Raw genomic sequence first — 11,144 nt, 5'->3', positions numbered from 1 at the left:
AATTGATGACACGCCCTAGACAATTCTGGCAAAATTATCGCTCCCGTCCCCCTTTTTAAGCTATGCCTTACTCACATATTTCTTAACAATCGAGAAAGCATAGCCTGCCTGGGTTTGAGCGTGGTTACGAAACTTAACACATATTTAGGGTGGTGAGAATCCCGCGCTCAAGCAAATCTGGCTAAACTATAACTTAAAAAGGGGGGTTGGGGGGATCGATCCGTCCTGTTTGCCAGAATTGTCTATTCTATTCTATTATTCTATTTTCAAAAAAACCGTTTTCAGTCACCATTTACCAGAAAAAAACCGCCACTAATGAAAGTGGCGGTGCAATCAATCAATCAATCATTCTCACTCTAATTAGACTCTCACTCTAATTACACATCGTAATAGAGGGCAAACTCGTAGGGGTGTGGACGCAGACGCATGGGGTTAACTTCATTATCCAACTTGTACTCAATCCAAGTCGTAATCATATCTTCCGTAAATACCCCAGTCCGGGTCAAGAACTCGTGATCTTCTTCCAGGGCTTTCAGGGCATCGAGCAGAGAACCTGGAGTAGAGGGGATTTTCGCCAATTCTTCAGGGCTGAGGTCATAGATATCCACATCTAAAGGCTCCCCAGGATCGATCTCATTCTGAATCCCATCAATCCCCGCACAAAGCATGGCCGCAAAAGCCAGGTAAGGATTAGAAGTGGCATCAGGACAACGGAACTCAAACCGTTTCGCCTTGGGATTACTGCCAGACAGAGGGATCCGCACCGCCGCCGAACGGTTGCCTTTAGAATAAGCCAAGTTCACTGGAGCTTCAAAACCAGGCACCAAGCGCTTGTAGGAATTCGTCGTCGGGTTGGTAATGGCCAACAATGCGGGAGCGTGCTTCAGGATACCACCGACGTAGTGCAGAGCAGTTTTGCTCAAGTTGGCATAACCATCGCCCCAGAACAAAGGTGTGCCTGCTTTCCAAATCGACTGGTGAGTGTGCATCCCCGAACCATTATCGTTAAACAAAGGCTTGGGCATGAATGTCACGGTCTTGCCATATTTCTTGGCCACGTTCTTAATGACATATTTATAAGTCATTAAATAGTCAGCGGCTTGGACTAATGGGGCAAACTTAATCCCTAATTCGTTTTGGCCGCCAGTAGCCACTTCATGGTGATGCTTCTCAATGGGAACGCCGCATTTGGCCATCGTGAGCAGCATTTCCGTCCGAATATCTTGCTGAGTATCGGTCGGTGCCACTGGGAAATAGCCTTCTTTGTAGCGAGGCTTGTAGCCCAGGTTGCCACCTTCTTCTTCTTTCCCAGAGTTCCAACGCCCTTCTACGCTATCAACGTAGTAAAAAGCTTTGTTCTCGGTTTGGTCAAAGCGAACACTGTCAAAGAGGAAAAACTCCGCTTCCGGGCCAAAGAAAGCAGTATCACCAATCCCGGTAGAAAGCAGATAATCATAAGCCTTCTGAGCAATGGTGCGGGGGCAGCGACTGTACCATTCGCCAGTCCGAGGCTCTTTGATACTGCAAATCATGCTCAGAGTTGGTTCGGCATAGAATGGGTCGATCCAAGCTGTTGTCGGATCGGGAACCATTGACATATCGGATTCGTTGATTGCTTTCCAACCCCGGATACTGGATCCATCAAAGGCCACGCCTTCGGTGAAAGCATCTTCGTCAATCAAATCTTTGTAAAACGAGCAATGTTGCCAGATTCCTGGCATATCGATAAACTTAAGATCGATAATTTTAATGTTTTGTTCGCGAATTAGGTTTAAGACTTCTTGAGGCGTCTCAGGCATAGCTAAATCCCTGTATCTTCAGTGAGGTTTGACTCCCTATTCAGGAGTAAGTGAGCAAAGGCGGTGTTTTTTACCATTAGATAGATCCGTAGTGTATTAAGCTAGATTTCGATCTCAACTACTCCTGTCAAACAACGGAATCAGATATTCTATCTAGCTGCTGTTGTACTGAATATGTGTACAGAATGTCTATAAGTCATTTTTGTGGTCACATAACGCAACTTGGCTGTGTATCATTCCCAGATCCTAAATTTGGTGCTTTAGGAGATCGCTCGTATAGGGCAACTGCCGCCTTTCAGTTCATTTTTGGTTTCGATGATCCCTGCATCAGATTAGAACAAGCTTTGAGAATTTCTGTATCCATTGTTACAAATTTGTTCCCCGATCCGTACAACAGCTTTACAACGTTGATTGGATTTAATCACAGATTTCCTTATGGGTACATAGAGAAAAGATTAAGAAATCTCCTCAAGCCTCCGATAAGGCTCAGGGAATGTTGGCGAGTTCGAGAAACTAAATGCATAAACGCCACTCAAGTTAGGCATTTTTCCGGGAATCGATTTGTAGTAAACTATTGTCTACTGTATTTCTGATGACCCAAGCACATAAATCGGGATTCTCTCGGATCCTTAACTTTGCTAAGTTTTATTACCTATTCTTTGGGTAAATAACTCTGGGTGGTCAGATATGGCGCTGACAGCGGGTAATCATAAGGTATGGATTGAGTTACAAATCGTAACTCTTTTGTTGATAATTTTGGGAGAAGAATTTAATGCGGGACGCAGTAACAAGTCTAATTAAAAATTATGATGTGACAGGTCGTTACCTGGATCGGAATGCGATCGATCAACTGAAATCCTATTTTGAAACTGGCAGCACACGAGTCCAAGCGGCGACGGTGATTAACGCCAATGCGGCTGCCCTGGTGAAGCAAGCCGGTTCTCAGTTATTTTCCGATCTACCGGAACTGATTCGTCCTGGTGGTAATGCTTATACGACTCGTCGCTATGCTGCGTGCTTGCGGGATATGGACTATTACCTGCGCTATGCCACTTATGCCCTGGTTGCTGGTAGCACCGATGTGCTGGATGAGCGCGTCCTCCAAGGGTTACGGGAAACCTATAATTCCTTGAGTGTACCCATTGGCCCGACGGTGGTGGGGATTGGGATTCTCAAGGATATGGTGAAAGGGACTGTAGAAGCAGCGGGAATTCAGCCCGGTGATTGGTTGGATCAGCCTTTCGATCATATGATCCGGGAATTGGCTGAAACAGATGTTTAATTGTGAGATTTGCGTGGAGGAAATGCGATCGCCTGGATCTGTTAAATTTTGCCTCTCTGGTGGTGGCAAAATTTCTATCCTTTGATGATTGATTGCCTTGCGTTAGTTTCAATTATCGGTTTCCATCATCGGTGTGGCGGCTGCTGTGGTGAATTAACTCGACGGTGAGTTGTTTGTCACAGTAAACGCTACACCGTTATTTTTTATTGGTATTTTTATGGCTAATTTATGGCTAAATTTTTTTGACTAAGTTAGAAAATTGCCAGATCGCCCCAGAAGTCGCAATGAGCAAGCAGTTCTTTTATTTTTAGGCAATCGGTTAAAGATTTTTTAATGGCTGAAACGGTTCCTGTGGGATAGACGATGTAGATGCTTTCTCCACTGACGATCGCCATAGGCGGATTTTCATCGGATGCAACAACTGCATCCGCTCGGTATTTGACGGTAGACATAGCACATTCCCTGGTATAAGTCAACAGTAATTTTACTGATTTTTTGTCTTTATATTTTTATTGTCTGTTAATTTTTATCAAAAAGATGTGATGATAATCACGATTTTTTGTGATTTGTGACACTGATTTTAGTGAGAGAGAGCGCTGCAAGTTTTTACCGAGTTTTTACGGAGAAAGGATGATGAAAGCTCCGGTTTTGTTTTGGTAAGATTTCAGGGGCGATTCCCTTTCGGGATCGCTGCGCGAATCGCTGGTTTTGGTGAGATGAACAAGCATAAGGATGATTTGAAGTATGGCGAAACAACGACTCGACACATTATTAGTAGAATTCAACCTCTGCTCTTCTCGGCAACAAGCTCAAAGGCTGATCCGCGCTGGGGAGGTGATGGTGGATCGCCAGGTAATTGATAAACCAGGCACCGAGGTGAAAATTGATGCAAAAATCGAGGTAAAAGAGCGATCGCCCTACGTTTCCAGAGGGGGCGAAAAACTAGCCAAAGCTTTGGCGGTTTATCCCATAACTGTAGCAAATCGGATTTGTTTGGATGGGGGCATTTCTACTGGCGGTTTTACCGATTGTTTGCTGCAAGCGGGCGCCCGGTTAGTGTATGGCATTGATGTGGGTTATGGTCAGGTGGATTGGGGTTTGCGGAACGATCCCCGTGTGGTGTTGCGGGAACGCACGAATATCCGCCACTTGACCAGGGATGAGTTATATGGCGATCGCCCAGAATTGCCGGACTTGGGGGTGGTAGATGTTTCCTTTATTTCTTTAACCAAAGTTATGCCAGCCCTTTGGGAATTGTTGCAACCACCGAGAGAAGTGGTTTGGTTGGTCAAGCCACAGTTTGAGGTGGGGCGATCGCGGGTGGGGAAAAATGGGGTAGTCAGGGATCCGGACGACCAAGGGTCAGCAATTTTTCAAGTGTTACAAGCTGCCCAAGAATTTGGCTGGCAATATCGCGGCTTAATTTGGTCGCCGATCGCCGGACCTGCGGGTAATATTGAGTATTTACTCTGGTTGGCAATGGATAGTGAAACCCCGGCGCCGGACTTAGGGGCGATTAAAGAAATCACTAAAGCGGCCCAACAAAATGTGAAAAAGTGAGCAGAAATGAGAAACCGGCTTTTTTTGAAAAAAACCCGGTTTGTTAGCAATATTCTCGCTTACTCCCCAACCCCCCTTAAAACTGCGATCGGCTTTTTGGGTTGGGAAAGCATTCTTGTCTATTATTATAGGTGCGATCGGCTCAGAAGGCGCCGATACCTTCGACATTGGACTAAGGGGGGTTGGGGGCTTTGAATGAGTTTTGCCAGAAGTCTAATCAATCTTTACAGTAGTTTCTCACATATTCACTAAATACTGGAGACAATTTAAACAAAGTTTTATCCGGCTTAATTTTTGTGACTATATATCTGTATTGTAAAGATTGTAAACCATTAACAAAATCCACTGAAGACAAAGCTAAATTTCCTTTTAATTCTTCTCTAGACCTAGGTTGATCAAATTTACTTAATTCTAAGATTATTTCCTGTTTAATTGGTGATATACGGTTAAATAAATTGTAAAAATAAAGTTGCATTTTTTGAGTAGCAACTAAGCTAGTTTCTGCTAAAAAATCTGCTGCATCACCATCATAAATATCTTGAAGTAAACTGGCAATATCTTTTAAGTAAGTGGGATTACCTTCATAAAGCTGAATTAATTTTAACCAACTATCTTGATTATTTAAACCTGTGTTGTCTAAAATATTAATGTCATATAAGCCTAATAATTCTAAAGCTTTAACGGGATATAGGCGATCGTCTAAACATTGCATCTCAGCACATTTTTCTTGACCGATCAATATAATATTACTTTGATGCTCTGTTTCAGCGATCGTGGTGAAGAAATTTTGATAATCTTTATATTCAGCTTGATATTGTCCAGCGAATTGTCCCGGAGTAAAGATATGCTGCACATCATCAATAATGATTAAACATCGCTTTTATTTTAAGAAATTTAATAACTGGCGAACCGGCGATTTTTTAAAATTTTCTGGAGTTTCAACTGTGGTTAATATTTCGGTGATAACTTGATTTAAGGAGGGAGTTAATTCAAGATTTTTCCAAATAATTACTTGAAAGCTATCTAAGTTTAAATCAATAAATCTTCTAACTAAAACAGTTTTGCCAATTCCTGATAATCCTAAAACCGAGATTAAAGGAGTATTTTGATTAAATATCCAGTTAGAAAGGGTTTGTAATTCAGTTTGTCTGTTAGAAAATTTGATTACTTTAGGCGCTAAGGTTAAATCGAGATAACTTAATTTATTCTTGATAATATTTTCTTGTTCTTGTTTATTTAGTCGCCTTAAAGCTTGTGTATGACAAAAATTATTCTTATTATTGCTATTTATAATAACATGATTTAAGAATTATTTTGGGGATGAGTTTGGGTATGATTCAATATTTAATTTTTCAAAAGTAGAACAAAAATTATTCTTTTTTATATCTTCACCTAATGCTTTAGATAAAAGGTTCCATAACTCATAACCTACATCTCTAATTCTACTTTCACTATGCTGACACTCCTCTGCTATAACTTGATAGGTTTGACCTTGCCATGCTCCTTTAATGACTGTTTCTTGTAAATCATTTAAGTGTTTTCCTGTTTGGGATAAAATTAAGCGATCGGTTATTTGTAAAATTTCTGTAATAGTCATAGAACTCATTAACACTAAGGTTTTTATTCATTAAACTTTATTGTCCTACGATATTTTACGATAATCTAGGACATTATTCTAAAATTTTATTAACAATTTAGACGATAAAATACGGCTTTATGGTAATCAAGATTGCTTATTGTGTATAATTAAGACGTATATTTTAATTGAAAATAATTTGTTAAAAGAGGTAAATTTAGTGTTAAAAAAATTATTAAAATAGTTAAATAAACGGCATTAGTTAGTGGTCTTTGTTTAGGTTTGCTTAGTAGTAGTTTTATTATTAATCAAGCTTCTACTCAAGCGTATTGATGTATGGAATGATGATTGTGACATCATTCCAGATGAAGTTCTTCCAGAAGTTATTCCAGGAAGTGACTTTTTTGATGTATATCTATATAACAAGTCAAGCCAAACTATCTGGGTTGCTGTTCATTCTCGTCGTGATGGCAAGGAAGGTGTTCGTGAGGAATGTTCAACACATGATGGTGGCGAAGCTTGTATGGTTGGTGAAGAACCAACACAGTGGATCACTGATGGATATTGGCAAATTGAACCAGGTCAAAAAATATTCGTCTTGGGTGAAAATGCAAGAATTAGTAACCGATACATCTATTTCCATGCTCATACATAAGATGGTAACTACTGGGGAGATATGAATTCACAATTTCCTGTTAATGGTGTTTTTAAACCTTTTTTCCAGGCTGACATGGGTGGCAATATTACCGTTTACACTCAGTCTTTTAGTGATTAGACCTCTTGCGAAAGTCAAAACGTTTCAAATGTCATACTGAACGTAACGTAGTGAAGCGAAGTATATCAAAGATTCTTCGCTTTTACACTTATCACTAATTACCATTATTGGTAAGAGAATTTTAAGGGTTAAGGGTGCGATCGCTTTTCTGGTAGTAAGATAGGCGATTCCGCTTTGATCGGATCGCTGCGCGAATCGCTTAATTTGAGACGGTGCCAGCTATCGAAGAATAAATGAAAAAAAATTACAAAATCACGAAAAAGCGCGAAAACATTAGTCAATTATTTGCGATATTCTTCGGACTTATGGAAGAAAATACAGTTGAGGTAATTTGGCTACAAGTTAAAAAATTAGGCGCTTCCATTACCGATGTAAGAGTTTTGGTTCAGTGAAAAGATTGGTGGAGATTTGCTTCAAAGATCAATTAATTCTCCTAATTTGAAAATGTACGATGCTTTTGCCAAACTGATTTAGACTCGCTATATCAAGAATATTAAAGGCGATTTTTATGATTCGCTAATCAATAGACAACAAAGCTTTCATCGCCGATCGCTCCCCTCAACCCCCCTTAAAAACGGAGGCTTACAGCAGTTTCATCTTCCTCTGTCTCTCTGTGGTAAAAACTTATCTATTCAAAAAACAAAAATCAACAAAAAAAACAGGGTTTTTTTGCACAAAAAAACCCTGTTTATAAATCATACTATTTCCAGGTTACGGCTTCTTCGTCCGATAAGCGAACGGTGTCATCATCGCCTAAATAGTCACCATTTTGGACTTCAATCATCACCAGAGGAATAACCCCCGGATTTTCTACATGGTGGGGAGTGCAAGAAGGTACATAGGTGGACTGGTTGGGCATAACCAAAGTTTCTTTGTTGTTACAAACGACTTTAGCTGTACCAGAAACTACGATCCAATGTTCACTGCGATGATAGTGAACTTGGGTCATCATCCGATGTCCGGGTTTGACTTCTACCCGACTAATCCGATAACGGGATCCGGTTTCTAAGACTGTAACTGCGCCCCAATATTTAGATTCGGTTTCTCCCTCTGCTGCTTGGGTGGTGGGGATGGGATCTTGTTGACTTTCTTTGATTTCGTTGCTCATTATTTTCTCCGATAATTTTTTGTTGGTTGTTAGTTGTTGGTTATTGGTTGTTGGTTGTTGGTTATTGGGTAGGGATTCTTTGGTTCTTGGTTGGATCGACAAATAACAATCAACAAATAACAAACAACAAACAACAATCAACAATTAACAATCAACAATTAACATTCTTGACTAAATTTAGGATGGTCTTGCAGTTTTTTCAGAACTTGCTTGATTTCTTGGGTGCGGTCTTTTTTGACGATTAGGGTGACTTTACCATCGCGCACCACCACCATATCTTCTAGTCCAATGGTGACAATTAGATCGTCCTCCCCAGTGGCATAGAATAAAGACCCGGTGGTATCAAGTCCCAAATGTTGGGCTAGTTCTACATTGGGTTTGTCCCCTTGAAGTAAGCGGGCGATCGCATTCCAGTCCCCCAAATCATCCCAACCAAAATCCACGGGTAAGACATAAGCCAGTTTAGTCTTTTCCATCAGAGCATAGTCAATACTCTTTTTGGGAACTTCCCCATAACCAGCCACCCCAATGGATGCGATCGGGTTGACAATTTCTGGGGCATATTGCCTTAGTTCGTCGAGAACCACGCCTCCTCGGAAAATAAACATCCCACTATTCCAGCTAAACCGACCCGTGGCCAAAAACTCCTCAGCAGTAGCCAGATCCGGTTTTTCTGTAAACCGGCTGACCTGGTAAGCGGGCAACCCACCAAATTCTCCTACGGCTTCTCCTTGTTCAATATAGCCGTAGCCGGTGGCGGCATAACCCGGTTTGACCCCCAAGGTGACGATCGCCCGTTTTTCTCTGGCTAACTCACTGGCAGCGGTTAAAGTTTGCTCAAAAACCTCTGGTTTGTCAATCCAATGGTCTGCGGGGAAGAACCCGATCGCCGCATCTTCCCCATAACGTTGGACAATTTCCCAGGTACTCCAAGCCACTGCTGGGGCGGTGTCTCGTCCTTCCGGTTCTAGGAGTAAATTTTCCGGTGGCAAGTCCGGCAACTGTTCTCGCAAAGCGTCGATTAAATCACCCCGCGAGACTACCCATAAATTTTGCCAACCGCCACTAATATCTAATAAGCGATCGGCGGTAGCTTGTAACAGCGATCGGCCACTGCCATCTAAGCTTAAAAACTGCTTCGGTCGTTGCTGGCGGCTGAGGGGCCAGAAGCGTTCCCCTTTTCCTCCCGCCAGAATCACAGGTATCATTACTGTGTGGTTTATCATTATATATGTGATATATGTGGTGTGCTTATTTTAGGATGCAGATAGAATGCGTCTAGAATGCAGATCCGACAAAAATACTCATTCTTCCGAAATCATTCATTGAGATGGTAGCACGGCTAATCTACTGGGGCTTTACTGGTTCACTGATCGCCATCACCGCCGCCACTCTTGGCGGGGTTGCCGCTTTATTGCGACCCAATTTTCCCCCACTGCCATTAGAATCCTATTTTTATCCCAAAAATAAATTAACCCCAGGATTTAAGCAATATCAACTCTCGCGACCAATCAATCTTTTGATCATGGGAGTCGATCCGGTAATTCCTGCTTCAGCATCTGGGGAATTCCCCGCAGCCGATATGTTTTCCGGTCGCAGTGATACGATGATTTTACTCCGCTGCGATCCCGCTAATTATTCTATTACACTTTTATGGATTCCTCGCGATACTTTAGTCAAAATTCCCGAACATGGCTACGGGAAAATTAATCAAGCAAATGCGATCGGGGGTGCGGCCTTAGCGTCACGAGTAGTCAGTCTTAACTTTAACTATATTCCCATCGATCGCTATGTGAGAATTCGCACTAGCGCTTTAAGTGAATTAGTTGATTTACTTGGCGGGGTAGAAATATTTGTTCCCGCTGCCATGTCTTATACAGATATCACCGGCCAATTAACCATTAATTTATCTCCCGGTTGGCAAACCATTAATGGCAATCAAGCGATGCAATTTGCCCGATTTAGAAGTGATGAATTAGGAGATATTAGGCGCATTCAAAGACAACAATCGTTATTAGGGGCATTGCGTCAAAGGATTTATAATCCAGCCTTAATCAGCGCTTGGCCTCAAATAATTTCAATTTTTCGACAGTACATTGACACCAACCTGACCACGGAAGAAATGCTGACTTTAGTCAATTTTATCGTTCAAGACCAGCCCCCGCAGTTAAAAATGCTGATGCTGCCCGGTAAATTTAGTAATTCCCCCAAGGATGCAAGTGGCGATTGGTTGGTTGATGCGGGTATTCGACAGCAAATTATTCAAGAACATTTTCAGGATAAACCCGTAAACTTTGCAGAAAATCGCCCCGTTCCTAAAACGATTAAAATTGCGATTCAAAATGCTACAGATCACCACAAAGACAGTGAGAAATTAGCCCAATATCTAAAATCCCAAGGATTTAAAAACGTTTATGAAATTGAACCCTGGGCGATCGCCCAACGTCAAAGTCTGATTATCGCGCAAAAAGGCAATATTCAAGAAGCAGAATGGCTGCAAAATTTATTGACCGTGGGCAAAGTTGAAGCCAGTTCAATTGGAGATATTAATTCTGATATTACCATTAGAGTAGGTTTAGATGTGAATCAACGATTTATGATTGAACGAAAAAAGTAATTTTTTTTATACCCAGAGGCGATTGATTAATTCATATTTTTAATTAAGCAAAAATATAATGATAAATCAGCGTTTAAATATAGGTAAAAAATTGAAATATGCCCTTTACTGATTGGAAAAAAACATGAAAAACAATCATCAAAAAAAATATTAATGTTTAGTAAATATTTATTTACCGTTGGCTTAGTGAGTGCTTTAGCCTGGTTTTGGGTGCTTTTGAGTGCCTCGCCAGTTAGCTGATTTTTTTAAATTCAGCAAATCATCAGGACGATTCAAAAAAATTTATCAAAAAAATTAAAATTACTTAAGTCCAGAAAAATCTAGAAAAAAATCCGATCGCAGTATCATAAGCAGTATAATAAATATAGGTGTTGCAGACAGGTTGACCCAAAAGGTTGAGATTCTGGATTGTCCCTAACCTGGACAA

10 protein-coding genes are annotated in these 11,144 nt (G+C 41.1%); 4 read left to right on the top strand and 6 right to left on the bottom strand.

Features of this window, described 5'->3' with window-relative positions:
- Window positions 1-377: 377 nt before the first annotated feature.
- On the bottom strand, window positions 378-1,799 hold the full coding sequence (gene glnA, locus AM228_RS20795) for a type I glutamate--ammonia ligase (protein ID WP_054468837.1): 1,422 nt from the start codon (window positions 1,797-1,799) through the stop codon (window positions 378-380).
- 772 nt (window positions 1,800-2,571) lie between these two features.
- Between glnA and apcB the strand changes: the two genes are divergently transcribed.
- Window positions 2,572-3,081 carry an allophycocyanin subunit beta gene (gene apcB, locus AM228_RS20790; protein WP_054468835.1) on the top strand — a complete coding sequence of 170 codons (510 nt, stop codon included), beginning with the start codon at window positions 2,572-2,574 and terminating at the stop codon, window positions 3,079-3,081.
- 251 nt (window positions 3,082-3,332) lie between these two features.
- On the opposite strand, the gene AM228_RS20785 is transcribed toward apcB, so the two are convergent.
- Window positions 3,333-3,533, bottom strand: a complete 201-nt coding sequence (locus tag AM228_RS20785; protein ID WP_054468833.1) for a hypothetical protein — start codon at window positions 3,531-3,533, stop codon at window positions 3,333-3,335.
- A gap of 292 nt (window positions 3,534-3,825) precedes the next feature.
- Here AM228_RS20785 and AM228_RS20780 point away from each other — a divergent pair, with 292 nt between their 5' ends.
- On the top strand, window positions 3,826-4,641 hold the full coding sequence (locus AM228_RS20780) for a TlyA family RNA methyltransferase (RefSeq protein WP_054468830.1): 816 nt from the start codon (window positions 3,826-3,828) through the stop codon (window positions 4,639-4,641).
- A gap of 217 nt (window positions 4,642-4,858) precedes the next feature.
- Here AM228_RS20780 and AM228_RS35540 read toward each other — a convergent pair whose 3' ends face one another.
- Both AM228_RS35540 and AM228_RS35535 read right to left on the bottom strand, forming a co-directional pair.
- Complete coding sequence (locus AM228_RS35540; protein WP_231636887.1) at window positions 4,859-5,494, bottom strand: hypothetical protein; 636 nt, start codon at window positions 5,492-5,494, stop codon at window positions 4,859-4,861.
- 456 nt (window positions 5,495-5,950) lie between these two features.
- Window positions 5,951-6,238: a hypothetical protein gene (locus AM228_RS35535; RefSeq protein WP_054468827.1), complete on the bottom strand. Its 288-nt coding sequence runs from the start codon at window positions 6,236-6,238 to the stop codon at window positions 5,951-5,953.
- A 987-nt stretch (window positions 6,239-7,225) separates the two neighbouring features.
- Here AM228_RS35535 and AM228_RS34405 point away from each other — a divergent pair.
- The gene (locus AM228_RS34405; RefSeq protein ID WP_190878757.1) at window positions 7,226-7,384 is read left to right on the top strand and encodes a hypothetical protein; all 159 of its coding nucleotides are present in this window, start codon (window positions 7,226-7,228) and stop codon (window positions 7,382-7,384) included.
- Between the two features lie 308 nt (window positions 7,385-7,692).
- Here AM228_RS34405 and AM228_RS20760 read toward each other — a convergent pair whose 3' ends face one another.
- Together AM228_RS20760 and AM228_RS20755 are read right to left on the bottom strand one after the other, a co-directional pair.
- Window positions 7,693-8,100, bottom strand: a complete 408-nt coding sequence (locus AM228_RS20760; RefSeq protein WP_054468839.1) for a phosphomannose isomerase type II C-terminal cupin domain — start codon at window positions 8,098-8,100, stop codon at window positions 7,693-7,695.
- A 158-nt stretch (window positions 8,101-8,258) separates the two neighbouring features.
- Complete coding sequence (locus AM228_RS20755) at window positions 8,259-9,308, bottom strand: mannose-1-phosphate guanylyltransferase (protein ID WP_054468823.1); 1,050 nt, start codon at window positions 9,306-9,308, stop codon at window positions 8,259-8,261.
- A gap of 122 nt (window positions 9,309-9,430) precedes the next feature.
- Between AM228_RS20755 and AM228_RS20750 the strand changes: the two genes are divergently transcribed.
- On the top strand, window positions 9,431-10,717 hold the full coding sequence (locus AM228_RS20750) for an LCP family protein (protein ID WP_054468821.1): 1,287 nt from the start codon (window positions 9,431-9,433) through the stop codon (window positions 10,715-10,717).
- Window positions 10,718-11,144 lie beyond the last annotated feature (427 nt).

It is taken from the genome of Planktothricoides sp. SR001 (assembly GCF_001276715.1).
GTDB classification, from domain to species: Bacteria; Cyanobacteriota; Cyanobacteriia; order Cyanobacteriales; family Laspinemataceae; genus Planktothricoides; species Planktothricoides raciborskii.
The sequence above is the reverse complement of the archived record's forward strand: the minus strand, read 5'-3'. Positions and strand labels throughout refer to the sequence as shown.